Origin of the sequence: Microcoleus sp. F10-B2 (assembly GCF_036704965.1) — a bacterium.
Taxonomy (GTDB): domain Bacteria; phylum Cyanobacteriota; class Cyanobacteriia; order Cyanobacteriales; family Microcoleaceae; genus Microcoleus.
Window position 1 is genome coordinate 49,321 of sequence record NZ_JAUBTB010000017.1, and the last position, 24,153, is coordinate 73,473.

The window sequence follows — 24,153 nt, forward strand, 5'->3', positions numbered from 1 at the left end:
GATTTTAGATTTACTCCCCAGATGAATCTTGGAACTAGAGTCTAAAATTTTTCTTCCACATTCAAAACACAATAAGGATAATTAGTTATCACACAAACCCCTGGCCCCAAATTCGTACCCCGGAAGTTGGCACGTTCCAAATCACCCTGCCGCACGTTATTCGCCGCATCGATATTTGTCCCGGTCAATTGAGCCCTAGGAAGCCTAGTATTTGACAAAATAGCATTCTGCAAATTACTATCGCGCACATCCGCGAAAGACATATCCGCTCCGCTTAAATTCGCACGATTCAAATTAACTCTAAACAGCAGCGAACGCCTCAAATCCGCATTCGACAAATTAGCTTGCAGCAGATAAGCTTCGCCCAGATTCGCATTAAAAAGTTTAGCACCGCGCAAATCAGCACTCGTCAGATTCGTTCGCCCCAAAAAAGCATTAGACAAATCCGCACTTCGCAGATTAGCACGCTCCAAGTCTGCCCCGTACATCTCGGCATTAACTAAGTTAGCATTCGCCAAATTAGCATCAGTTAAATCCGCTTCTAGCAAATTAGCTTCATAGAGATTTGCTCCGCTTAAATCGGCTCCTCTTAAATTAGCTCTGTACAAGCTAGCCTTGAACAAATCAGCATTTCTCAAGTCACAGCCCTCGCACTCTTTAGTTTCCAGCAATTGCCTAACATGATCTGGATTTTGAGCTTTAACGGGAGCTGCAAGCCAAAACAAAGCTAAACTTGCCGTTACAGTTGCCAAGATTTTAAGTTTCACAAACAAACCTCACTGCTACTTCAAATAAATTATACTAGCAAACTGTAGACTTTAAACCCATATCCTGCTCTCTTTTCTGTTGCTCTGCGTTCTCTGCGCTCTCTGCGGTAAATATTCAAAAAAATGATTCGCAGCCAAGGATTTAGACCTGCTGACAGCAAGGCGGGCCAAGCCCGCCCTACTTAACTTAATTAAGCCTCATCCAAAGCCGCAACACCCGGCAATTCCTTACCTTCGAGCAGTTCCAAACTAGCACCGCCACCAGTCGAAATGTGGCTCATTTGTGCGCCTAAATCCAACTGTTCCACAGCCGCCACCGAGTCACCACCACCGATAATTGTGGTAGTACCAGTTTCAGTAAGTCCAGCCAAAGAACGAGCGATTCCTTCGGTTCCTACAGCAAACTTCTCCATCTCAAACACGCCCATCGGCCCGTTCCAGATTACAGTTTTGCAATCGGCCAAAGCATCTTGGAAAGTTTTTACTGAATCCGGGCCGATATCCAAACCCATCCAACCGTCGGGGATGCTTTCAACAGGGACAGTTTGAGTGTTAGCATCAGCAGCAAATTTGTCAGCAACTACCACATCAGTAGGTAACAGAAAAGCAACTCCCCGTTCCTTCGCTTTAGCTTCCAAAGACTTAGCCAGTTCCAGCTTGTCATCTTCCACCAAAGACTTGCCAACGTTCAAGCCGCGAGCTTTGTAGAACGTGAAAACCATCCCACCGCCCAACAGCAATTTATCGCACTTCTCCAGCAGTTTTTCAATGACTCCAATCTTGCTGGAAACCTTAGAACCGCCGATTATAGCAGCTAAAGGACGCTGAGGATTGTCGATCGCACTGCCGAGATATTGCAGTTCCTTCTCCATCAAAAACCCAGCCACAGAAGGACTCAGATACTTAGTAACGCCCTCAGTAGAAGCGTGAGCCCGGTGAGCCGTACCAAAAGCATCATTGACATACAAATCTGCCACCGAAGCTAACTTCTTAGCAAATTCCGGGTCGTTTGCCTCCTCCTCTGGGTAGAAGCGGACATTTTCCAGCAAAACCACATCGCCATCTTGCATCGCGGCGACTGTAGCAGCAACATCATCGCCGATGCAGTCGTCAGTTTTTTTGACCTCTTTGCCCAACAATTCCGACAGCCGTTTCGCAACCGGAGTCAAGCGCAACTTCTCGGTCACGCCCTTGGGACGGCCGAAGTGGCTGCACAAAATGACCTTAGCACCCTTGGACGCTAAATCTTGAATTGTCGGCAGAGCAGCCCGGATACGAGTATCATCGGTGATGTTGCCGTTGTCGAGCGGCACGTTAAAGTCCGCCCGCACCAGTACCCGTTTGCCCGATAAGTCCGATGCCGATAAATTTGCTACAGTTTTTTTGGTCACAGGATTAACCTCCTAATATGTGTGTTTTTGTCTAATTCCGTTGAAATGGTGGCACTGGTCACTTGCACTTGGGGCCTCGGGCGCATTCAACCGCGTCCGTACAAAAAACGGAAGATGAAACAAACGGCACTGATTGGCTCAACGTAAACATTTTATCGGAGTCCGCGTCCGGGAGATGCGCACTATGTTCAAGACTGTCTTATTTCCTGTCGATCAAAGCCGAGAAGCCCGCGAAGCCGCGGAAAAGGTTGTCAATATTGTGAAAACCTACGCTTCTCGTTTAGTTATTCTGTCGGTAGTCGAACCCCCAGCCGAGGAGTCCGACTCCCCGCCGCGAGAGGTGATGAGTTCCCCGGAAGCAGTCGCCAAACTGCTGTCTGAGGCCCAATCAATGTTTTCCCAGGAGGGAATCGAAGCTGAAATCATTGAGCGAGAAGGCAAACCGGCTTTCACGATTTGTGATGTGGCTGACGAAATTGGGGCCGATTTGATTGTAATGGGCTGTCGGGGGATGGGTTTAACCGATGATGGGGCGTCTGACAGCGTTACCAATCGGGTGATCAATCTGTCTCCTTGTGCAGTTTTGATTGTGCCTTAAGGAAGGAAGGAAGAAGGAAGAAGGAAGAAGGAAGAAGGAAGAAGGAAAACTCTTTCTTATTACTTATTTCCAGTAGTATAAGTTAGATGCCTAACAGCTTACTTCTGCCATTTTCCTGATTCCCTCCTTCCTTCGTGCCCTTAAATCTGTTACACTCATCCGTTCCCTGATTATTTCTTGATTCTTCCCTCTTCCTTCTTCCTTCTTCCTTCTTCCTTCCTATTATGAAAATTCAATGGTATCCCGGTCACATTGCCAAAGCTGAACGGGCATTAAAAGAACAGCTAAAGCGAGTAGATGTGGTGCTCGAAGTCAGAGATGCGCGCATTCCATTGGCTACTTACCACCCCCAAATGCCGGGCTGGGTGGGAGGCAAGGCGCGAGTATTGGTCATCAACCGCATGGACATGATTACGCCTCGCGCGATCGAGGCGTGGGAAACATGGTTTGATACCCAAGGGGAAACGGCCTATTTTACTAATGCCGAGCACGGTCAAGGAGTAGACGCTGTGGCGGATGCGGTGCAGAATGCTGGGGTGCAGCTAAATAAAAGAAGGTTCGATCGAGGTATGCTGCCCCGTCCAGTCCGTGCAGTGGTGATGGGATTTCCCAATGTGGGAAAATCTGCTTTAATTAATCGGCTGTTAGGGCGGAGAGTGGTGGACAGTGCCCGCAAAGCTGGGGTAACTAAATCGCTCCGATGGATTCGCATTTCTGACGAAATTGAATTATTAGACGCCCCGGGAGTGATTCCAACCCGAATTAACAATCAAGAAAATGCCATAAAATTAGCTATTTGCGAAGATATTGGCGAAGCAGCTTACGACAATCAGGTAGTAGCAGCAGCGATGGTTGATTTGCTCCTAAAGCTTGAGGCGGCTGATGACAATTTGATATCGATATCTGGTTTCAAATCCAGGTATAAGTTAGATCCAGCATCTAGTAACGGTGAAGGTTATTTGCACGAGGTAGCAAAAGACAGGTATCAAGGAGATGTCGAACGAACGGCGCGGCAGATGTTAAACGATTTTAGAACCGGTGTATTGGGTAAGCTTACTTTGGAGTTGCCGCCGGCTCGATAAGACTCGTGCCATACAACTAATCAGGAATGGTATTAAATAGGGATTTGCTGACGGTGATAATTTGAACTTCGTCTCCTATGTGTACTATTTTTTCTGCTGATTGAGGTGGCACTCTGGTGTTAACTATCAGCCGATCGAATTGAATTAAATGGCTTTTTTTTACAAATTTAGACATGATTTCATTCTGCTTTGCTGCTATTATATTTTTTAAATTTGGATAAGCTTCTTTCGCTGCATAATTTTGCGTAGATAGGAGACAGGGCTGACCGAGATTAATACCTTCAAATATTACTTTACCTATTTTAAACCTGACAATTTCATCAGCTTGCGGGAAAAGTCTGTCTTCCCAAAAAGCCGGGACATCTCCTATTTCAATATTAGCTCGCAAGCTATGGCGCATCTCGTTAACACAAACTCTCGGAAACCAAGATGCAACTTCGGCAATTGTGTCGGTACTGATAATGCTAGGCCCTGGTGCAGCGCTATCGTCGGGAAAGCCTGTCAGCAAGTTTTCTATTAACTTGACGGGGAAACCGAAGTAGTTGCTCAACCAAGATTCTATTCCCGGGCGTTCTCTATCTACATGAAAAAAAAATTCTTGTTCGGTGTCTTGAATTTTCAGGCCGGCTATTCTCTTTTTGATGTCAAAGGATAAGCGCAGAAAAGAGACTCCGCTGTTGCGCTTAGTGTTAACAAATTCTCCTGCTGCATCGCAGATTGCAAAAGAGCGATCGCCTTCTAGAGCACCGCTGGCAAGAATAGTGGCTTGACTGACAGCTATGCCGTCAAGGGACTTGACCGGATAGATATGAATGCTGGCGACGTAAGACATTTCGATTTATTGAGAAATAATTGTCGTCGTTGTAGATACATTCTAGCATCCTCTGCCGGCCAAAGGACGGCCGCAGTTACCTCGATCGGGACTGACGCAAAAACCTGGTTTCTGCACGTAATTTGGTCGTATTAGCTCGATCGCGACAGCGAGAGACCGGGTTTTTTTGGTTAGCGCGTGTCCGGGACTGTTTGTGAAATAAAAAGGGGCAACTTTTTGAAAGTTTAAATTTGGCGGTAGCTGCGTGTAAAGAAAAATTAAAGAAGTCTGGCCGAGCTTGGGGTATATATTATGCTAAAAAATACAAACAATTGAACTGAGTTGCAAGCCATGACTAAAAGCGAAAGAACAGGCATGATTTCGCGACGGAATTTAATCTTGAAGGCTGGTGCAGGGATGGTGGCGGCAAGCTTTGCACCTGCGCTTTTGCAAATCCAACCCGCAAAGGCAGAGGCAATCTCTGACGTTACTCCCGACGGTGCTCTCCAGAAATTGATGGAGGGGAATCAACGCTACATTGAGCAAAAACGGACATTTCCCGACCAAGCTCGATCGCGAGTTGTAGAAGTAGCACAGGGTCAACATCCGTTTGCAACCATCCTGGCTTGTTCTGATTCGCGCGTTGCTCCCGAAATTATTTTCGATCAAGGATTAGGGGACTTATTTGATATTCGAGTAGCTGGAAATTTTCTCGACGATGTGGTTCTCGGGAATATAGAATATGCCACCTTAGAATTAGGAGTGCCGCTATTAGTAATTCTGGGTCACGAACGCTGCGGTGCTGTTAAAGCAGCTTTAGATGGCAAAGCTGTGCCGGGTCACATTAGCACTTTGGTGGCGGCGATTAAACCCGCAGTTGATACCACAAAAGGTGACCTAGGCGATGCGTGGGATAACGCAGTCAGAGCTAATGTAAAAATCAATGTAAATCAGTTACAATCCTCGTCGCCTATTTTAGCTGAAGCAGTCAAAGCGGGCAAGCTTAAAGTTGTTGGGGGCCGCTACGATTTGGATAGCGGCAAAGTAGAGATAATTGCTTAATTTTGCTGGTAATTTTTACAGTTTGTAGGGGTAATGCCCCCGTGCTTACCCCGTCCGGTTCGAGGGGCAACCACGGAGGGATTGCCCCTACAAATTATTTGGTAACAAGTTTAAAGTAAACCCATTTCTTGCAGTCCCCGGCGCAGGCGTTCGGCTTCAAATGGGCGGCGCTGTTCGTGAAGGGCGATCGCTCTTTTAAATTCTGCTAAACTCTCTGGCATTTTGCCAATTTTCAGCAGCGCTACTGCCAAGTTTTGATGAGCTTCCGCGTGTTGTGGATCGATTTTAATCGCTTGTCGGTAATAGGCGATCGCATCTGCTAAATTTCCGGCTGCCTTCAGCGTCAGTCCTAAATTGTAGTGACCTGCTGCAAAATTGGGGTCAATTTTTAAAGCTGCTTTGTAAGCTTTTTCAGCAGATTTCAAATCTCCTTCATCCTTGAACAAATTGCCCAAATTATTGTAAGCGCCTAACTTGAGTGCGGGGAAAACATCTGTATTAATTGCGGCTTGATAGTGTTCTTTTGCTTTAGCAAATTGCTGCTGCTGGCGGTAAGCAATTCCCAAATGATAGTTCAGTTCGTAAACAATAGAATCATCAATTGCCTCCGCAGTCAAGCCTTTGGTTAATAAATTAATTCCCCGCCCGATTTGCCCGGTTTCTACATACAAAGCGCCTAATTTGCTACAAGCATAAGCATCGTTTGGATAATAAGCGATATAGCGTTCCATTGCTGCTTGAGCTTTTTGGAATTTACTTTTTGCTGCGATCGCATCTTTTTGATAACCAGAGTGCCAAATCGCCACATCGGGGAGAGCAGCTATTTTCCACTCGGGTTCCCTCTGCAAAATCTCACCTACGCTGTCGTCTACCATTGCGTGGTAAGGGCGAGAAAATCGGATGTCGGGGCGATTGCGAAACAAGCGCGACACCAGGGAATAGGGAGATTGAGAGGCACCGATCTCTTGGCGGATGAGATTGATTAGCAGCAGCCGATCGCTCGCAATTGCCTGCTTTATTTGAGGTACAATCTCCGGTACCAAAACCTCATCGGCATCCAACACCAAAATCCAGTCGCCCTGCGCGTGCTTCAGACACTCGTTGCGCGCCGCTGCGAAGTCGTCGCACCATTCAAAGTCATAAACCCTCGCGCCACATCCTCGGGCGATTTCACGGGTGCGATCGCCCGAGCCCGTATCCACCACCACAATTTCGTCCACAACACCCTTAACGCTGTCCAAAGTCCGCGACAGTGTTGCCTCTTCATTCTTCACGATCGTGCACAGAGTCAGATTCATCGGGCGCAAACTTTCCTCGTTTCGCAAAATTATTGTAATTTTTTACCAGTAAAACACAAAAAGTCCCAGAAAAGATTCTCCTATTTCCCTTTTGGTTTGAGCATAAGTACCTTTCTTCCCCAGAAAAAGTGGGTTAACTCTTTTGAGATATTAAAAAGCCTCAAACTCCGACGATTCATGAGAAATCCTACCACTCTCGGTTCCTCCCTACGGTAGAGGTAAGGGCGGGATAGGGGTTGTTATTCTAAGAACATAAGACAAGGCACAAGAAAAGTTAAGTATTCAGGAGAAAGGGAAATGGGAATTATTGCTTGGATCGTTTTAGGACTGATTGCCGGTGCGATCGCCAAAGCTATTTATCCGGGAACTCAAGGCGGCGGTTTTCTGGCAACAACAGGTTTAGGAATTTTGGGCGCGCTAGTGGGAGGTTATCTAGGTCAAGTCTTCCTGGGGACTAGCGGGGGAGCATCCTTCGGAGCATTGACTATACCCAGCATAGCTTTTGCAGTCGTAGGTGCGATCGTTCTACTTTTCATCTGGGGATTGTTAACTCAGCGTGCTGCATAACAAATATTGCCAATTCCCAGTCGATCGACTTAGGGTATTCATAAACCCGGTTTCTTCCAGAAACCGGGTTTTTCAGTTGTTTGTAGTGTTCGTCAGCCTACTGATATCAATTCCGTTAACATCGGAATGATATAAACAAATGGAGGACACGGCACTGCCGTGTCCTCTATATCTCACATCTTGCACCATTCTCGCTTAACAGGCTTTCGGGCCAGTTCCGCGAAGACGGAGTTTTCTTGTGGGGCGGGGAGGAGAACCCGCCCGCAAAAGGCTTATTGAGAATGGTGCAACATCTCAGTGCCAGCAGAGTGACCGCGATTAAAAGGGCGGGTTTTTGAGATTGGAAATTGTTGGCAGATATTTTTCGTGAACCCGCCCCTACCGTATTAGGGGTAATCGACCGGACATAATATAAAAATCCCGGATTTGATATCAATTAATTAATCAATCCGCAAATTAAAAGGCAAGCGAACATAAACCCCCTGCGGGTCGTTCATCGACTCGATCGCAGCCAATTCCTCCTGCATTTTCTTAACTTCAGCAGTCAGCGGGTCGAGTTTGGCGGCTGGTTTCAAAACGCGAACGCCAGAAATTCTTTCCAAAATTCGCTCCTCCAAAGTGCGGCGTTTTGGATATTCTTCCAACTTCCAATCGTCGCCCAGTTTAGCTTGCTTCGCTGCCTCTGTGACAGCATCTTCAAGACCGCCAATTTCATCGACTAAACCCAACTGTTTCGCGGCCGTACCAGACCACACTCTGCCTTGAGCAATTTCTTGTACTTTGTTTTTCGGCAGTTTGCGGGAGTTGGCGACTTTAGTAATAAATCGATCGTAAATGCGATCGACAGTCCTCTGAATATTCGCCAATTCTTGAGGATTTTTCGGACGGGAAACCGTGTTAGTATCCGCAAAGCGGGCGGTTTTTACCACGTCCCAAGTTAGGCCGTTGTTAGCAGCCAACTTTTCGACGTTGAGCAACATTCCAAAAACGCCTATCGAACCGGTTATCGTATTTGCTTCGGCAAAAATGCGGCTGGAACCCATCGAAATCCAATAGCCGCCGGATGCTGCTAAATTGCCCATCGAAACGATAACTGGTTTCTTTTTGCCCGTCAGCATCACTTCGCGCCCGATGACTTCGGCCGCTGTCGCGCTGCCTCCGGGACTGTTGACGCGCAAAACTACTGCTTTTACGTCGTCATCTTCCCGGATTTTCCGCATTTCTTGAGCGATGCGATCGCCTCCTACTTGATTCGGGCTCCCTTCCCCGTCTACAATCTCTCCCTCGGCGTAAAGTATAGCAATTTGGTTTTTATTATCAGCGCGAGTGGAGTTTTTATCCTCAGCAACTCTCGCGTAGTTTTTTAAACTAATTTGCTTGAAAGATTTGTTTTCGCGATCGGTTCCTGTGAGTTTTTTGAGTTCGGTCGATATCTCGTCAAAGTATACAACTTTATCAACTAACTTGCTTTTGAGAGCTTCGTCAGCCATCAAAGTTCCGCCCTTATCTGCAAGCGCTTGCAGTTGCGGAACGGTCACTTTGCGGCTCGGGGCGACAGTTTTCAGGTATTCTCCCCACATATCTCCGAGCAACTTTTGAGTTTGCTGGCGATTTTCGGGACTCATTTTTGTGAGCAAAAAGGGTTCAACGGCTGACTTGTATTTGCCGACGCGAGTCACTTGCACTCCCACGCCGTATTTTTCCAAAGCACCGGTGAAAAACATTGCTTGACTGCTAAAACCGTTGATTTCCAAAGCGCCGTAAGGATTGACAGCAATTGTATTAGCAACGGAACCGAGGTAATAATCTCGCTCGTTCCAGTCCATTTGGTAAGCAAAAATGGGTTTTTTGGCATCTCGGAAACGCTGCAAAGCCGATCGAACTTCTTTGAGATTGGCAAACCCGCTGCTGCTTGAATCCGAGCTGCCTTCGAGATAAATGCCAACGATTTTCGGGTCTTTTTTCGCAGATTCGATCGTGTCTAAAACAGTCCGCAGCGTCACTGTATCGCCGGCGGAATCTTCCGAAAGCACTTCTTCAATCGCAGCGCTAGTGCTGCGGCTCGGTTTGCTATCGGTGATATTTAAAGAAAGGTCTAATACCAATACAGACTTATCTTTAACTTGCGGACCTGAATCTTTAGACGACGATGCAGCCAAAGCAATTAGCAGTACCAGTCCCCCCAATCCTATACTGCCGAGCAGCAACAGTCCTAGGAAGGTTCCCAGTAAACTTGCACAGGTATATTTTAGGAAATCTCTCATTAGATAATCGTAATTGGTAATTAGTCATTAGTCATTAGTCATTAGTCATTAGTTATTAGTTATATCGAATCCGGTTATAACGGAATGATACCGAGTGTGCAAGTGTCCCGCTCGCACTGCACTCGGAAAAATATTATTCCGATGTCGGCGGAAACGATATTATTGGTCATTCCTGCAAGTAGGATTTAGAACTTATCTGCTGTCGTTAGTTATTAGCTAATGACTAATGACTGTTGACTGATGACTGTTGACTAATGACTGCTGACTGCTGACTCACTTTTATCTTAACCTTTCCAAAACCCCAGAATGTTTTAACTCACCCAAGTTAGCGCAGCCCGTACAGAACATCACGGTGGCGATTTCTGCAATTAAAACCTCAGCTAGAAGGCCTGCGGCTGATTCCGATTCCGCTGCGGCTTGTAGAAACGGCCGCGCCAGTCCCGCGATATCCGCGCCGAGGGCGAGGGCCTTCGCTGCATCCAACCCATTTTGCAAGCCTCCAGAGGCAATCAGAGGAACATCCGGCGCTGCGGCGCGGGTGCTGACAATGCACTCGGCTGTCGGTATTCCCCAGTCGGCAAAGGTTGCGCCCAACCTGCGCTGCTTGCCATCTTTAGCTCGCTCTCCTTCTATTTTCGCCCAAGAAGTGCCTCCGGCCCCGGCAATGTCGATCGCAGTTACTCCGGCGGCGAGCAATTTCTTTGCCATTTTTCCTGAAATACCGTTGCCGACTTCTTTAGCAATAACTGGTACTGGTAATTTATCGCACAATGTGGCAATTTTATCTAGCAGTCCTTTAAAGTTAGTATCGCCTTCGGTTTGAACGCACTCTTGCAGCGGATTGAGGTGCAAAATTAGTGCGTCTGCTTCTAAAATATCAACAATTTTTTGGCACTCTTCCAAACCGTAATTGTAGTTTAATTGAACCGCTCCGATATTGGCAAACAGCAGAATATCTGGAGCGCGGCGGCGGACGGCAAATGTAGCAGCTAGTTGAGGATTTTCTACGACGATTCGCTGGGAACCGACTCCCATTGCCAGTTTGTATTCTTGAGCGACATCGGCGAGGCGATAATTAATTGTCTGGGCTAATTGCGTGCCGCCGGTCATCGAGGAAATGAGCAGGGGAACGGCTAGTTTTTTGCCGAGAAATGTGGAGGTTAAATCGATTTCTGTGCGATCGAGTTCTGGCAAACAGCAGTGTTCAAAACGGTAGCGTTCGAGTCCGCTGGTAGTTTCGCGAAATTGTACGTCTTCTTCGAGGCAGATCCGCAGGTGGTCTGCTTTGCGGGTTTCGGTTTGCGACGGGGAGGTTAGCGGCAAATTCACAGTGGCTATTTGGGGAAAGAGTTTTGATTTGGGAATATAGCAATTTTATTTCATTTTTGAATTTTTTAATGAACCGCAGAGAGCGCAGAGGGCGCTGAGGAGAAGAAAAGAGAGATGTTCGCAAATCCTGCCAGGGTTGCTGTATTATCCAGGAACAGTCAGCGGCATTCCGTTATCTGAAGCTTTCAACTTGAGTAAAAAAGGAACTGCTGTTTGCACCCAGGCTTTGACTGATGGGTAATTTGCCGCATCTTCTCCGAAACAAATGTCCAGCATATCCGTGTGAATTATCCCCGGATTCAAAGGAACTGCTGCCATACCTCGGGGCAATTCTTGAGCGAGCGATCGCGTAAGTCCTTCTATTGCCCACTTGGAAGCGCAATAGGGCGCGACTTCCGGCGAAGTTGACCTTCCCCAACCAGAACTCAAGTTGACAATTATGCCGCTTTTTCGAGCAATCATTGCCGGGACAAAGTGGCGGATTACATTAGCCGTACCTTTAATATTAACATCTATTACCTGGGAAAATTCTTCGTTGCTGACATTCCAAAGAGGCGCGAGATGATTAGCTACACCTGCATTATTAATTAGCAAATCAGGTGGATCCATTTTTGCCAAAATTTCTGTTGCCCAAGCTTTTACTCGATCGTCGTTTGTGACATCCAAACAAGTAAAATGGTGGGGTGAACTATATTTTTGGTTGAGTTTTTCCACGGCTTCGGAAGAACGGGCGCATCCCAAAACTGTATGTCCCAATTCAATAAACTTTTCGGTCATGGCAAGACCGAGACCGCGACTGACTCCGGTAATTACAATTAATTTTGTCATTGATTTGCTGAATTTTGACATTAAGTAATACAATACATCTTGACGGGTCAATTAACAAATCGATCGCAGGGAGAAAGCATGAAAGTAAAAGCAGCAGTTGCTCGCAGTGCCGGCAAACCTTTGAGCATTGAAACGGTGGATCTGGATGGGCCGCGGGCTGGAGAGGTGCTGGTGGAAATTAAAGCCACGGGTGTTTGTCACACTGATGCTTACACTCTTTCCGGTGCCGATCCTGAAGGTTTGTTTCCGGCTATTTTAGGCCACGAGGGAGCCGGGATTGTGGCAGAAGTTGGGCCGGGAGTAACGAGTGTCAAAGTGGGCGATCGGGTAATTCCTCTCTACATTCCCGAATGCCGCAACTGCGAATATTGTTTGAGCCAAAAAACCAATCTCTGTCAAGCAATTCGCGTGACTCAAGGCCAGGGAGTGATGCCCGACGGCACGAGTAGGTTTTCTCTAAACGGGAAAAAACTTTACCATTACATGGGAACTTCTACCTTTGCTAATTATACAGTATTGCCGGAAATTGCAGTAGCAAAAATTCGCGAAGATGCTCCTTTTGATAAAGTTTGTTTAATCGGCTGCGGCGTCACAACTGGCATCGGCGCTGTCATCAATACGGCGAAAGTAGAACCTGGTTCTAATGTGGTAGTTTTCGGTTTGGGCGGCGTGGGTTTGAATGTAATTCAAGCGGCTCGCATGGTGGGAGCTAACATGATTGTCGGCGTAGACTTGAATCCCGAAAAGCGAGAGATGGCGGAAAAATTCGGCATGACTCACTTTGTCAATCCCCGCGAAGTGGAAGGTGATTTAGTGCCTTATTTAGTAGATTTAACCAAAGGCGGAGCTGATTACAGTTTTGAATGTATCGGCAACATTAATGTGATGCGACAAGCTTTGGAATGCTGCCATAAAGGTTGGGGTGTGAGCGTAATTGTCGGGGTAGCGGGAGCCGGTCAAGAAATTAGTACCCGCCCGTTTCAGCTAGTAACTGGCAGGGTTTGGAAAGGGACGGCTTTTGGCGGCGCGAAAGGCCGAACTGATGTTCCTAAGATTGTTGATTGGTACATGGACGGTAAAATTGATATTGACAGTCTGGTAACTCAGGTAATGCCCATCGACAAAATCAATGAAGCTTTTGATTTGATGCACAAAGGCGAAGTAATTCGCACAGTTTTGACATTTTGAGTTTTTGAAGGAACAAGGAAGAGGGAAGAGGGAAGAAGGAAGACAGGAATTACGGAAAAAGTGGTTTTACACGCTACTTAGAGCCGTAACGTGCACGACTGCACCCTACATAACTTCTCTCTTCTCTCTTCCTCTGCGTCCTCTGCGCCCTCTGCGGTTAATAAAAAAATCTCATTCACCAATGAAATAGAATTAATATGATATCAGAATCCCTAAAACTGCATAAAGAACAGAAAAGTTTCGGCGGCAAACTCGGCTTTTACAGCCATCAATCCTCCGCTTGCAACAGCGAGATGAAATTTGCGGTTTATCAGCCGCCGCAAGCTTTATCTCAACCCGTACCCGTCCTATATTTCCTATCAGGTTTGACCTGCACAGAAGAGAACTTTATGGCAAAAGCGGGGGCGCAACAATTTGCGGCAAAATACGGCTTAATGCTGGTTGCGCCCGACACTAGCCCGCGCAATACTGGCATTCCTGGTGAAGATGACGATTGGGATTTAGGAAGTGGTGCGGGTTTTTATGTTGATGCGACAGCCGCACCTTGGAATGCTCACTATCGAATGTACAGTTATGTGGTTGATGAATTGCCGAATTTAATCGCCGAAAATTTTCCAGCGATACCGGAAAAACAGGGGATTTTCGGTCATTCGATGGGCGGACACGGAGCTTTAATTTGCGCTTTGAAAAATGGATCTCGTTATCTTTCAGTTTCCGCTTTTGCACCTATTTCCGCGCCAATGCGCTGCCCTTGGGGACAAAAAATATTCGGGCACTACCTCGGTGGCGACAAAGAGATGTGGAAGGCTTGGGATGCTAGCGAGTTGGTGCTTGAGGCGCAATACAACCGTCCGATTCTGATTGACTGCGGCACTGCTGATTCGTATCTGGCTGACGGGCAGTTGTTGCCGGAAGTGTTCGCAGAGGCTTGTGCAAAAGCGGGACAGCCGCTAACTTTAAGGATGCAGGAAGGTTACGATCACAGCTATTATTTTATAGCTAGTTTTATGGAGGAGCACATTCGGCATCACGCGGCTGTTTTGTGCAGGTAGTTCCTAGTAGGAAGCAGGCAAGATGCCTGCTCCACAACAACTGGTTCTTAGGCTCTGCCTGGGAACCGATATCCAGAGGCTCTGGCTCGAATGACTGCCATGAAATTTGGAGGCAGAGCCTCCCGATATGCTTTACCAGACTCTGCCTGGTAACGAGTGAACTCGCTTCTACGAACACAGGTATTTTCGGTTAATTAAGATTAATCGGAAATACCCATTCTTTATAATTGCTGTCGCGATTTTCGATAACCTCCGTCAGTTTGTCCAAAATCTTTTCGGTGATGGGTCGGTTTTTGGGCAATTGATAGTTTTCCACTCGCTTAATTGGGGTAATTTTGGCGGCGGTTCCGCAGAGGAAAATCTCGTCTGCAATCAACAATTCTGATTTGTCAACTGGTCTTTCTATGACTTCAATTCCTAAGTCTCTGGCGATTGTGATTACGCTGTCTCGGGTAATTCCTTCGAGAATATCTTGCTCGAAACCGGGAGTAACTAATTTACCGTTTCTGGCGACAAATATGTTCATTCCTGAAGCTTCGCTGACTTTTCCTTGAGAATTCATCATAATTGCTTCGTCGAAGCCCGATTCTACTGCTTCTGTTTTAGCTAATGCTGAGGTGATGTAAGCGCCGCTAATTTTACCTCTTAAGGGCAAACTGCGGTCTTCTTGGCGGTACCAAGAGCTAATTCTACAGTTGACTCCTTCTTTGGGCAAATAGTCTGAAAGTTCTAATCCGTAGACAAAAAAGTCTGTTTCTACGTTGTGCAGTCGCGGGGCAATTCCTAAACTGGATGTGTAGATAAAAGGGCGGATATAAAATGATTTTGTTGGTTGGTTTTTCTGGACAAAATCAATGATTATTTGTTGGATTTTGCTGGCTGGTAAATCGCAGTGGAGGAAGCTGGCACTTTGACTTAATCTTTGACAGTGGCGGTCTAATCTAAATAGCAAGATTCGATCGGCATTTTGGGGGTCGGGAATTCCCCGCAACCCGCCTAAGACTCCGGTTCCGTAGTGCAGTGCGTGGGTGGCTATGGAAAGTTTGGCGTCGGTAAATGGGAGAAATTGGTTTTGAAAGTAGGCAATTGGCAGAAAACTATCCATGATTCAAGCTGGCGATGAGTTTTGCAGTCCGCTAGGAAAGCTGAATTTGGTTATATTACCATAAGTTATACGATTTTAGATTTTAGATTTTAGATTTTAGATTTTAGATGACTGATTAGATATAAGTTGGGAGGTTGTCTAAAGTTACCTTTTTTTATTAAGTGAGATGATTATTGTGTGATTCTCGGGAGCGATAAAATAATATAACATGAGGTCATTTTGGTAGATAATTGTTTTGGGAAAAAGTGCGATCCTCTTCGAGGGCTTCGCTAACGACTACAAACAAAAATCAACCAAGGGGCAACAATGGCACGTAAATGTTTCATCATTGAAATGGGGATGGGTATAGACCAGCACGGGCAGGAACCGACTGTAGCCTGTGCAAGGGCTGTACGGAATGCGATCGCCCACAATGCTCTCCTAGGGGTCTGGGAAGTGGCGGGTTTGAGCGACCCCAATCAGATGATTGTTGAGGTTAAGGTGGCCGTTCCTTACCCGGAACAAGTGCGCGCCCAGGAGGTGTTGGCGGTACTGCCTTTTGGCAGCAAAACTCTGATTGTCGAGCCAGGAGGCATGATTGTCCCAGGAAGGGCGATCGCCTCTCTGAATGATAAAAATGATGAAATGCTCATCGCTGTGGCGGCTGTGAGTGTTTTTGTGGAAATTGAAGACTAATTAATTTTGTATTGTTTGAATAAATCTGCGGTGAAATACGATCGCCCGATCGCACTTGCTTGTGTCCGCGATCGGGCGATCGAAGGCCTGTCTGTTAAAAAATGATTTATTTAGACTAAGGAATGAGAATTAAATAACTTACAATTTATTGTTCTTGTGGGACGGGCGTCCCGCCCATCCCACAAATATGTGTAAATTATTTAATTCGCGATCCTAAGTTGTAGGGGGTCCCGGAGATATCGCATGAAATACCGTAGAAAATCTGAGCCTCTGAGACATCCTAGAACAGGTCTGTTGCACGCTAAGGTTTATTTGCGCCTACCTACTTATTTTTTAAGTTTTAATTGATAATTTTTAATTTCTCAGGCGGCCGGGTATGTAAGCAATCCAGCAAAACCCTACGATTAATAACAGCCACGTCACTGTAATATTGCAGCCCAACAAGTTGCGGAGAAAATATTCCATTGTTCTCAAAAATTATAGCGTTGAAAACTATTTATTGCGGTTCCCTCTCGGATCGGAAAAGGTAGAGTGCGATCGGCTTTTAGCCGATCGCACTCTATTTCCTCTACCTCATATTACGGCTGACTGGTATCTGCCAACATTTGGTTAACCATTTGCAAATGCGCCTGAAGGTTGGGCAAAAGCTTGGTTGCCCAACCCTTCAACTCGGGATCTTGTCCTTGTTGAGATTGAGCCTGAAACAAAGCAATAGCCTGATTGTGGCTCTCGATCATTGCCTGCTTGTAAGCCCTGTCAAAACTTGTACCCGAGAGTCCCGAAAGTCGATCGGTCACAGCTTTATTCTGGCTGCTCATCTCGGTTGGCAGTTCTACGCCTTTTTGCATTGCTAACTGCATAAGTTCTTGATTGGCTTGGGTGTGTTCATCAACCATTTCTTGCCCGTACTCTTTCACACGAGCGCTAGAACCCCGCTCCACAGCTAACTTGCCGAGCTGCACTTCCAGCATACCAATTTGACCTGCTTGCATGACAAAGTTTTTGTCTTGGCTGCTGAGAGAATTAGGCGAAGTTTCGCTACCTGTTGGAGTGTTGGGAGAACGGCCGGGATTGTTGTTGGTGGGGGTAGTTGGAGTGTTGGGAGAACGGCCGGGATTGTTGTTGTTGTTGTTGTTCAGATCCGTAACAGGAGGGCGAGGAGCAGTAGGCTCGCCTGCAGCGTTATTAGCAATATCGAAAACTCGATCGCCCGACTGGTTGAAGCCGTGAGTCTGGCGGTTTAATTCTGCGAATCCCGGCACAGCTATCAAGGAACTAACGCCGGCAATTCCGGCAACTGTTACCAATTTTTTGAACAAACTTTTGCCATTGAGTGAAGTCATGAATTTCTAAGCCTCTAAGTTGTTTTCAAAAGTATGTGAAGCGAAGCTATCCCGTAGGGAATCGCCAGAAACTACCGATGGGAGGGTGTACCGCCTTTCCGAAACAAGTTGATCAAACCAAACGCACCCAAGACACCCAGCCACCCCAAATTGTTGGGGCTATCGCGCCGAGCACTCAAAACTCCAGAATTCGTCTCAGCCGCCGTCCCTGTCGTGCCGTCTGTCGTGCCGTCTGTCGTGCCTGTTGTACCCGTTGTACCAGTGCCGGTTGTACCCGTTGTACCCGTTGTACCCGTGCCCGTTGTACTTCCGGGCGTCACTGTTGTACCCGTTGTACCCGTTGTACCCGTTGTACTTCCGGGCGTCACTGTTGTACCCGTTGTACCCGTTGTACCGCTGGTGCCGTCTGTCGTGCCGGTTGTACCCGTTGTACCCGTTGTACCAGTGCCGGTTGTACCCGTTATACCCGTTGTACCGCTGGTGCCGCTGCCAGTCGTACCGCTGGTGCCGTCTGTCGTACCGCTGGTGCCAGTCGTATCGGTTGTCCCGCTTGTACCAGTCGTATCGGTTGTCCCGCTGGTGCCGTCTGTCGTACCGCTGGTGCTGTCTGTCGTACCGCTGGTGCCAGTCGTATCGGTTGTCCCGCTTGTACCGCTGGTGCCAGTCGTATCGGTTGTCCCGCTTGTACCGCTGGTGCCAGTCGTATCGGTTGTCCCGCTAGTGCCGTCTGTCGTACCGCTGGTGCCAGTCGTACCGCTGCCAGTCGTATCGGTTGTACCCGTTGTGCCAGTCGTGCCAGTCGTGCCGTCTGTCGTGCCGCTGGTGCCTGTCGTACCTGTTGTGCCTGTTGTGCCTGTACCTGTCGTGCCTGTGCCTGTTGTGCCCGTGCCGCTTCCAGTACCGTCGCCTGACTGGGCAGAAGCAGGCACCGCGAAGGAAACCGTTGCTAAACCTAAAGTACAAGCGCTTGCTAAAACAACTTTCAACAATTTAGAAGATTTCATGGTAATGCTTGCTTTTGCGTAGAGTCCTGCGATCGCTTCTGATTCCAAAACCGCAGGGTCAAATGGACAGCGTAACGTGCAACTTTTCTAACCTTGGCTGCAGAATAATTAAGGTAAAGGAGCATATTTAGTCCCGTTTCCTCGATTATTTCCCTCGGATAAATTAGACCGCCGCGTTAACAGTTTATAAGCTATTACGTATGCTTCAAGTTAGCCATTCATCTTTAGGAATATTTGGTAAAATGGCGTTTTATTTCAGGTGGTAGATGATCTTTAATTCGGCGGCCGACTAGCTAAATCAAAATTTGTGTAGGGGGGATAGAAAGCGGGTTTCTCTGAAAAATTTTGGGTTGAGTAACGAGACATATACAAATTAACCGGATTTCTGAGATCGGGGCGCGGTTCTTCCTATAATTTTTCCCCGGCTGGTGGTGCTTTGAGGTATAAAGTCTTGATTTTCTCACCGTCAATTTTGGGTTAGGTCTACGCCAGAGGAGTTAGTTTCAAAATTTTTGAGCGCTATTTTTCCTTAGGATCGCGAATTAAATAACTTACAATTTTAATTGTTATGGTGGGATGGGCGTCCCGCCCGTCCAAAAAGGGCGGGCTATAAGAGCCCACCCCACTTTCAAGAGTGTAAGTTATTTAATTCTCATTCCTTAACTTGTGGCTGGCAATTTGGACACTCACAGAATACCGCTCAAAATTTCCCAGGAAACTAAATTCTCTCAAAAAGCGCGATCGCTCATAGTCCCCAACGGCAAGGCTTTTGACCCAAAGCATCCAGGATGCAAGCCCCCGGATTCATCCGTCCAGAAATAAAAAACCTCTATCCGATGAAACTTGCCCCCCGAATTTATCCGTGGGGTCAATGCTTCAATTCTAAAATCTAAAATCTAAAATCTAAAATCTAAAATCTAAAATCGATTGACTGGGTTTTGACTTGCGTTAAACAGGAAGGCGAACTGAGGGCTATCCGAGTCTGGCCCGCGCCACATTAAATTAACCAGCGGCGGCGCACTCGTCAGAATTGCTTGTAAGTGCGATCGGCTAAACCCTGATATCGTAAAGCCAAAAGTATGCCAGAGAGCGCTTGTTCTCTAACACCTTTCCCCAGCGGATATCAACTATGCTGCATCGAATTTATTGCCAGAATTCGCTATCTAATCAGTCCAGGACGCACGCTTCCCAAAAAAACCCGGTTTCTCGCTGTCACGTTCGAGCGTATATGGCTAAGTTACGTGCAGAGACAGGGTTTTTCCCTCCAAGACTGCTAATGTTAATCCCTTTTTATAAGTTCGCCAGTGAAAAATCAAAAATCAGATTAATGGCTGTTTGAGCAACGAAATTACCCAAATCCGGTTGAGCCAGCAACGGCAAGTCAATTGCCTTATGTCATTACGATAAATTGAATATTACATCTGTCCTCGGAATGAGAAAGCTGCGCTCTCAAACTTGCTTTTAGAGAGAGGGAGGTAGTTGCTTCTAGTACATAAGATTAAATTTATGTTTAATAATTAGAGGTCATTATGCCAGAACAACAATTTGATACCTTACCCTCAGGAGCACAAGAACTCCCCCAGGGGGCGCAACAAATTTTTCAGGCTGCTTTTAAGAGCGCTAGCGAAGATGGAATGAGCCAAGATGCTGCTACTCGCGTGGCTTGGAACAGCGTAAAATCTGAATATGTTCAGGGCGAAGGTGGTACTTGGCATCACAAGGGCGACGATACTAACCAAACCCGCAAATCTGTACAGTCTGGTGGCAATTAGTCATGAGTTATCAGTCTTCTCCTGTCCGCTAAAATAACAGTTATCCGGTGTGTAGTGAGGACTTCATTGCTCATTAAATAATGATGAGTCAAGTCCTCACTACCAACTAATGTGAGTGAAATTATTCTAGCAGTCATGATATCATCAGTTTTTAGCAAGGTACTGATGAAGTGTGATTAATGCTTGAGGTTGATAGCTGTGAGAATCGCGGCGGTGCACCAGTTAATGCAGGGTGTTAATCGGCTGGCGCATATCCCATTGCAATTCCGCTAAAACGAGCAAGCTAAATACCATTACGGCTCCCGTAAATAGGAAATACCAACCGCCAGTGTAAGGCAAAATCAAAATCCCCAACACGTGAAATAAACTGGTAGCTAAAAGCGCGCGCGATCGCACTGCAAGTCCAGTCACCAAATACCCAATTCCGCTCATTCCCAGCCAGAGGGGACAGAGATTCGCCAATACTTTTCCCCAACTTAAAAAAATTGCTAAATCGGTCAGCAGCAAGGCTAATAACATCAGTATTACCCAACCGTAAAGCACCCAAGTCAGGCGTTCTATTTTAACCCAATAGTATGTCCAGCTTACCATAGATGCTGTACCTACGAGGCTGAGTGTTGACCACAAACCTGCTTGCAGCATCCAACTCACCGAAAAAAATTGTGCTGTGCCGAAGATGGGTATTAACAGCAAGCTCCACAGCAAGCAAGCTCGATCGAGACAAGTATAAAATTTTGAATAAAATCGATCTTTGCCAAGGGGAAGCTGAACGTGCCAAATCCCTTCTAAATCCTGAACGGCAATGTTAATCTGTTTGCGGCGCAGAGGCGGAACTGAATAATTAAAAAAAGTCATGTTTGACACTATTAAAATTAATAATTAGTGGCTCATTAACCTATCTCAACAGTAATTGATATAATTGCTATCTGCCAAACGGATTAATTTTGTTAAACTGATGGTCTATCGGCAGTAATAGTTATTTAATCGCAATACGTAAAACCGGAAGAGATAGATTCTAAAAATTTAGAAAATAGCTCTTGCGACAGATTGCTGCACTATTAGTTGTCCGATAAGTTAAAAACAGTCACCTTTGTTACCGACCGAATTTATGCTCACTTCATCCCATCCTCTGAAACAGGTATTCCACTGCCCGGAAGAATCGGATTTTTACGCGCACTGCTTGGAAACTTTAGTGTTAAATGCCAGCGACAATTCTCGACTTATCGTAGAGTTTGGTTCAGGAGAGGGAAGTCCTGTTATTAAGTCTTTGCTGAGAAGTGATTTTGATGGGACAATACAGGGATTTGAGCTAAATAATGTAGCTTGGAAAATTGCTCAGTCTCAAATTAAGGAATATGAAGTGAGCGAACACTACACGGTAAATAATTGCTCTTTTTTTGATTCGCCTTTATACGAATCGGCGGATTGTGTAATCTCAAATCCCCCTTACTTGCCTGCGGTGGATGATAAAATTTACCAGCCACTGTTGCACGGCGGGAGTGATGGTTCTACAATTGCTAAAAAACTTTTATCTCTGGGCAGTGACGAAGTTTTGCTGATGGTTTCTAGCTATTCTAATCCGGTGGGTTTGGTCGATTATGCCTTGGATCTAGGGTACTCGGTTGCGAATTTTGAGATTGCACCTTTAAGTTTTGGCTATTATAGTTCGGAACCCAAGGTGAAAAGCGCGATCGCCACTCTGCGAAAACAGGGAATGGCTTTTTATTCGGAAAATATCTATCTGCTGGCGGGAGTTTTGTTTAAGAAACAGGAAAAGTCGCAAAGAGATTTGTCGATCGAGCTAATTCAGTTAATGACAGCTTTTTAAAATACAGCACGGATCGATCGGAGGTTGTTTTATCGGTGGGGGCGGGTTTATTAGATTGTGGGTTGAGCGGCAATTATTGTCTGTGAACCCGCCCCTACCCAACGGCAAATCCCCATCTATTTGTAGGGGCGGGTTCACCAAAAATATCGGTCTAAAATTGATAATCTGATAAACCCGCCCCCACCCAACGGCAAATCCCCATCTACGTGTTAATTCCTTTCTGTCGCTTGGATCGATCGCACCACTGCAGCCGCAGCCCGATCGCCGATCGACTTCTCCTGATCGTACCCCAACACCAGTTCCCACGCCTCCTGCGGGTATCTATCAACCAGCGGGATCGCCACTTCATCCAGCATCCAGCGGCCGTGACGTTCATCTTCTTTGATGTGCAGTTCCCAATAACCCATCGCAGCCTGCGAGAGGCCCAAACGCTGGGCGGCGGCTAAATAATTGCGGTAAGCGACGGGCCCCGCCACCTCAAAATATGTGAGTCCGCCGTTGTAGCGCAGAAAATGGCGCTTGCGTTCCGTCAGCAGAAAGTTGTGATTGATGCCTGCGAGCACTTGCCAAGGCACTAAATCGAAGTACGCTTCCGGTTCCGTACTCATCCCGAATTCTGCCAGCATTTGGGCAAAAAAGGTCGAGTGCTTGCGGGGAAGACGACCGCCGCCGTATTCTTCAATCAGCACTCGCGTCAGGGTGCACTGAATTTCGTTGCCGGCACCGCCGAGGATGCGAGAAAGGCGGCTGGCTTCCACTAAACCGTCGAAAGAGGCGATCGCCAGCAGGTGTTTGTATCCCTCTTCAGTCATCTGTTCGCGCTGGTAGCGATCGAGATCGGTTAGCGGAGGATCGACATCGGCGGTCGCGCGATCGCGCAGGGCTTGCTTGACATCCGGCAATTTTTGCAGCGCTGCAACGTCGATTTGTGCGAGTTCCCACTGCTGCCAAGGTTCCTCAATGCGATCGCGCACAGAACGCAAATAGTGCGATCGCTCGTTATTGTAGCGGCGCAAATCGTCGTACCAAAACAAGTTGAGGCGGTTGATGCGGTAAAGCACGCGCTGCAAGAAGCGGTGAGCGGCCTCATCGCCCGCTTCCTGTTGGTAAGCTGCTTGAATTGCATAGGCGATCGCGCTTTCAAAATCGCTGACAAGTAACGGTTTTGCCGCCACCGTCTTGTCTAAATCCTCGACTTCTAGCAAATTGACAAATTGGCGATCTGCTGCTTCGTAATTTGGAAGTGCCGGCTGCTTTTTGGGAAGACTCGGCGAGTCGGAAGAAGGAAGTATCTCTAGGGTGTTTTGCATGGAATAAAGTTATGCTAACTCTGATTATTGTGCTGCCAGCCCAAACAGCCAACCGTTGCAGATTGCTGAGGATAATGGCTAATTAATTTCAAGATACCGAACCAGTCAGCCGGATACACCTTTCTATTGATAGATATTTTTGGGTTGCGCTGGTTCTCTTCCCTTCTTTTTTCTCTTCCTTCGTGTCCTTAGCGCCTGCGCGGTTTCTTAATAAAAAATCCCCACCCAAGTTGTATTTTTTTATGACCGCTGTTAATATAGCTGTGTTTCCATCAACTACAATGGAACCCAAAACTAGAGGAACGGTAAGTTATGGCAGTGCAGTTGCTCAAAAGACTTTTCACCGTAGAAGAATACCATCTGATGGGTAAAGCTGGTATTCTTTCAGAGGGCGATCGCGTAGAATTAATAGAAGGAGAACTTGTTCAAATGGCTGCAATTGGAACTCGTCACGCTTCGTCTGTGAGGCGCTTAGCCAGACTGTGCAGCCAAATTCCAGAAAATTTGGTTATTTTCGACGTGCAGAACCCCGTGCTGTTGAGCGATCGCACGGAACCGCAACCGGATTTAGTATTGCTGCAACCTCGCGCCGATTACTATTCAACTGCCCATCCTGTCCCATCCGAAGTTTTACTGTTAATAGAAGTAGCTGACACTTCAATAGATTATGACAGAGACGTGAAACTTCCTATTTACGCTCAATCAGGAATTCAGGAAGTCTGGATTGTCAATTTACAGGAAAACTGCTTGGAAGTTTACCGCCAGCCAACGGTTAACGGTTACAGTTTAATGCTGAGGTTTTGGCGTGGCGATCGAGTTTCGCCGCTGGCATTTCCCGAATTTGAAGTTAGTGTGGATTTGGCGATCGGGTAAATAGGG

General features: G+C 46.7%; 22 protein-coding genes. 10 read left to right on the plus strand and 12 right to left on the minus strand.

The genetic code is table 11. The features are described 5' to 3' along the window. Positions 1–41: 41 nt before the first annotated feature. Entirely contained in the window at positions 42–767 is a 726-nt protein-coding gene (locus QUA99_RS09290) for a pentapeptide repeat-containing protein (RefSeq protein WP_333235792.1), read from the minus strand. 191 nt (positions 768–958) lie between these two features. Continuing rightward, positions 959–2,158, minus strand: a complete 1,200-nt coding sequence (locus QUA99_RS09295) for a phosphoglycerate kinase (RefSeq protein ID WP_333235791.1) — start codon at positions 2,156–2,158, stop codon at positions 959–961. Positions 2,159–2,342: 184 nt separating this feature from the next. Here QUA99_RS09295 and QUA99_RS09300 point away from each other — a divergent pair, with 184 nt between their 5' ends. Continuing rightward, entirely contained in the window at positions 2,343–2,756 is a 414-nt protein-coding gene (locus tag QUA99_RS09300) for a universal stress protein (RefSeq protein WP_333029586.1), read from the plus strand. Positions 2,757–2,980: 224 nt separating this feature from the next. Beyond that, entirely contained in the window at positions 2,981–3,838 is an 858-nt protein-coding gene (gene ylqF / locus QUA99_RS09305; RefSeq protein ID WP_333235790.1) for a ribosome biogenesis GTPase YlqF, read from the plus strand. 16 nt (positions 3,839–3,854) lie between these two features. Here ylqF and QUA99_RS09310 read toward each other — a convergent pair whose 3' ends face one another. Then, entirely contained in the window at positions 3,855–4,670 is an 816-nt protein-coding gene (locus QUA99_RS09310; protein WP_333235789.1) for an MOSC N-terminal beta barrel domain-containing protein, read from the minus strand. A gap of 330 nt (positions 4,671–5,000) precedes the next feature. Between QUA99_RS09310 and QUA99_RS09315 the strand changes: the two genes are divergently transcribed. Continuing rightward, entirely contained in the window at positions 5,001–5,711 is a 711-nt protein-coding gene (locus QUA99_RS09315) for a carbonic anhydrase (RefSeq protein WP_333235788.1), read from the plus strand. Positions 5,712–5,821: 110 nt separating this feature from the next. On the opposite strand, the gene QUA99_RS09320 is transcribed toward QUA99_RS09315, so the two are convergent. After that, positions 5,822–7,009 (minus strand): tetratricopeptide repeat protein, encoded by a 1,188-nt coding sequence (locus tag QUA99_RS09320; protein WP_333235787.1) that lies wholly within the window; start codon positions 7,007–7,009, stop codon positions 5,822–5,824. 297 nt (positions 7,010–7,306) lie between these two features. On the opposite strand from QUA99_RS09320, the gene QUA99_RS09325 reads away from it, so the two are divergent. After that, on the plus strand, positions 7,307–7,576 hold the full coding sequence (locus QUA99_RS09325) for a GlsB/YeaQ/YmgE family stress response membrane protein (RefSeq protein ID WP_333235786.1): 270 nt from the start codon (positions 7,307–7,309) through the stop codon (positions 7,574–7,576). Between the two features lie 440 nt (positions 7,577–8,016). Here the strand turns inward: QUA99_RS09325 and sppA are convergent, their stop codons facing one another. From sppA to QUA99_RS09340, 3 genes are all read right to left on the minus strand, one after another. Beyond that, entirely contained in the window at positions 8,017–9,840 is a 1,824-nt protein-coding gene (gene sppA / locus QUA99_RS09330) for a signal peptide peptidase SppA (protein ID WP_333235785.1), read from the minus strand. Positions 9,841–10,119: 279 nt separating this feature from the next. Continuing rightward, entirely contained in the window at positions 10,120–11,169 is a 1,050-nt protein-coding gene (gene fni, locus QUA99_RS09335) for a type 2 isopentenyl-diphosphate Delta-isomerase (protein WP_333235784.1), read from the minus strand. Positions 11,170–11,313: 144 nt separating this feature from the next. Then, positions 11,314–11,997: an SDR family NAD(P)-dependent oxidoreductase gene (locus QUA99_RS09340; RefSeq protein WP_333235783.1), complete on the minus strand. Its 684-nt coding sequence runs from the start codon at positions 11,995–11,997 to the stop codon at positions 11,314–11,316. 78 nt (positions 11,998–12,075) lie between these two features. On the opposite strand from QUA99_RS09340, the gene QUA99_RS09345 reads away from it, so the two are divergent. Together QUA99_RS09345 and fghA are read left to right on the plus strand one after the other, a co-directional pair. After that, on the plus strand, positions 12,076–13,185 hold the full coding sequence (locus tag QUA99_RS09345; RefSeq protein ID WP_333235781.1) for an S-(hydroxymethyl)glutathione dehydrogenase/class III alcohol dehydrogenase: 1,110 nt from the start codon (positions 12,076–12,078) through the stop codon (positions 13,183–13,185). 197 nt (positions 13,186–13,382) lie between these two features. Then, positions 13,383–14,237 carry an S-formylglutathione hydrolase gene (gene fghA / locus QUA99_RS09350; protein ID WP_333235780.1) on the plus strand — a complete coding sequence of 285 codons (855 nt, stop codon included), beginning with the start codon at positions 13,383–13,385 and terminating at the stop codon, positions 14,235–14,237. 190 nt (positions 14,238–14,427) lie between these two features. Here fghA and QUA99_RS09355 read toward each other — a convergent pair whose 3' ends face one another. Beyond that, the gene (locus tag QUA99_RS09355) at positions 14,428–15,342 is read right to left on the minus strand and encodes a branched-chain amino acid transaminase (RefSeq protein ID WP_333235779.1); all 915 of its coding nucleotides are present in this window, start codon (positions 15,340–15,342) and stop codon (positions 14,428–14,430) included. Between the two features lie 306 nt (positions 15,343–15,648). Between QUA99_RS09355 and QUA99_RS09360 the strand changes: the two genes are divergently transcribed. Continuing rightward, positions 15,649–16,017, plus strand: coding sequence for a Lin0512 family protein (locus QUA99_RS09360; RefSeq protein ID WP_333235778.1), 369 nt, complete (start codon positions 15,649–15,651; stop codon positions 16,015–16,017). Positions 16,018–16,595: 578 nt separating this feature from the next. Here the strand turns inward: QUA99_RS09360 and QUA99_RS09365 are convergent. Beyond that, positions 16,596–17,360, minus strand: a complete 765-nt coding sequence (locus tag QUA99_RS09365; protein WP_333235777.1) for a DUF4142 domain-containing protein — start codon at positions 17,358–17,360, stop codon at positions 16,596–16,598. 71 nt (positions 17,361–17,431) lie between these two features. Next, on the minus strand, positions 17,432–18,364 hold the full coding sequence (locus tag QUA99_RS09370; protein WP_333235776.1) for a hypothetical protein: 933 nt from the start codon (positions 18,362–18,364) through the stop codon (positions 17,432–17,434). Between the two features lie 1,529 nt (positions 18,365–19,893). On the opposite strand from QUA99_RS09370, the gene QUA99_RS09375 reads away from it, so the two are divergent. Next, a complete protein-coding gene (locus tag QUA99_RS09375; protein WP_333235775.1) occupies positions 19,894–20,136 on the plus strand; it encodes a ChaB family protein in 243 nt (80 codons plus the stop codon). 222 nt (positions 20,137–20,358) lie between these two features. Here QUA99_RS09375 and QUA99_RS09380 read toward each other — a convergent pair whose 3' ends face one another. Next, positions 20,359–20,991, minus strand: a complete 633-nt coding sequence (locus tag QUA99_RS09380; protein ID WP_333235773.1) for a hypothetical protein — start codon at positions 20,989–20,991, stop codon at positions 20,359–20,361. Between the two features lie 253 nt (positions 20,992–21,244). On the opposite strand from QUA99_RS09380, the gene QUA99_RS09385 reads away from it, so the two are divergent. Continuing rightward, positions 21,245–21,964 (plus strand): SAM-dependent methyltransferase, encoded by a 720-nt coding sequence (locus tag QUA99_RS09385; protein ID WP_333235772.1) that lies wholly within the window; start codon positions 21,245–21,247, stop codon positions 21,962–21,964. Between the two features lie 209 nt (positions 21,965–22,173). Here QUA99_RS09385 and QUA99_RS09390 read toward each other — a convergent pair whose 3' ends face one another. After that, on the minus strand, positions 22,174–23,274 hold the full coding sequence (locus QUA99_RS09390) for an iron-containing redox enzyme family protein (RefSeq protein ID WP_333235771.1): 1,101 nt from the start codon (positions 23,272–23,274) through the stop codon (positions 22,174–22,176). Positions 23,275–23,586: 312 nt separating this feature from the next. Here QUA99_RS09390 and QUA99_RS09395 point away from each other — a divergent pair, with 312 nt between their 5' ends. Beyond that, positions 23,587–24,147, plus strand: coding sequence for a Uma2 family endonuclease (locus QUA99_RS09395; protein ID WP_333235770.1), 561 nt, complete (start codon positions 23,587–23,589; stop codon positions 24,145–24,147). Positions 24,148–24,153: the final 6 nt, after the last annotated feature.

Excerpts from the sequence above, each read along its gene's own strand:
- QUA99_RS09300 (WP_333029586.1), top strand. The coding sequence starts at position 2,343 with ATGTTCAAGACTGTCTTATTTCCTGTCGATCAAAGCCGAGAAGCCCGC.
- ylqF (WP_333235790.1), top strand. The coding sequence starts at position 2,981 with ATGAAAATTCAATGGTATCCCGGTCACATTGCCAAAGCTGAACGGGCA.
- QUA99_RS09310 (WP_333235789.1), bottom strand. The coding sequence starts at position 4,670 with ATGTCTTACGTCGCCAGCATTCATATCTATCCGGTCAAGTCCCTTGAC.
- QUA99_RS09315 (WP_333235788.1), top strand. The coding sequence starts at position 5,001 with ATGACTAAAAGCGAAAGAACAGGCATGATTTCGCGACGGAATTTAATC.
- QUA99_RS09320 (WP_333235787.1), bottom strand. The coding sequence starts at position 7,009 with ATGAATCTGACTCTGTGCACGATCGTGAAGAATGAAGAGGCAACACTG.
- QUA99_RS09325 (WP_333235786.1), top strand. The coding sequence starts at position 7,307 with ATGGGAATTATTGCTTGGATCGTTTTAGGACTGATTGCCGGTGCGATC.
- sppA (WP_333235785.1), bottom strand. The coding sequence starts at position 9,840 with ATGAGAGATTTCCTAAAATATACCTGTGCAAGTTTACTGGGAACCTTC.
- QUA99_RS09340 (WP_333235783.1), bottom strand. The coding sequence starts at position 11,997 with ATGACAAAATTAATTGTAATTACCGGAGTCAGTCGCGGTCTCGGTCTT.
- QUA99_RS09345 (WP_333235781.1), top strand. The coding sequence starts at position 12,076 with ATGAAAGTAAAAGCAGCAGTTGCTCGCAGTGCCGGCAAACCTTTGAGC.
- fghA (WP_333235780.1), top strand. The coding sequence starts at position 13,383 with ATGATATCAGAATCCCTAAAACTGCATAAAGAACAGAAAAGTTTCGGC.
- QUA99_RS09355 (WP_333235779.1), bottom strand. The coding sequence starts at position 15,342 with ATGGATAGTTTTCTGCCAATTGCCTACTTTCAAAACCAATTTCTCCCA.
- QUA99_RS09360 (WP_333235778.1), top strand. The coding sequence starts at position 15,649 with ATGGCACGTAAATGTTTCATCATTGAAATGGGGATGGGTATAGACCAG.
- QUA99_RS09365 (WP_333235777.1), bottom strand. The coding sequence starts at position 17,360 with ATGACTTCACTCAATGGCAAAAGTTTGTTCAAAAAATTGGTAACAGTT.
- QUA99_RS09370 (WP_333235776.1), bottom strand. The coding sequence starts at position 18,364 with ATGAAATCTTCTAAATTGTTGAAAGTTGTTTTAGCAAGCGCTTGTACT.
- QUA99_RS09375 (WP_333235775.1), top strand. The coding sequence starts at position 19,894 with ATGCCAGAACAACAATTTGATACCTTACCCTCAGGAGCACAAGAACTC.
- QUA99_RS09380 (WP_333235773.1), bottom strand. The coding sequence starts at position 20,991 with ATGACTTTTTTTAATTATTCAGTTCCGCCTCTGCGCCGCAAACAGATT.
- QUA99_RS09385 (WP_333235772.1), top strand. The coding sequence starts at position 21,245 with ATGCTCACTTCATCCCATCCTCTGAAACAGGTATTCCACTGCCCGGAA.
- QUA99_RS09390 (WP_333235771.1), bottom strand. The coding sequence starts at position 23,274 with ATGCAAAACACCCTAGAGATACTTCCTTCTTCCGACTCGCCGAGTCTT.
- QUA99_RS09395 (WP_333235770.1), top strand. The coding sequence starts at position 23,587 with ATGGCAGTGCAGTTGCTCAAAAGACTTTTCACCGTAGAAGAATACCAT.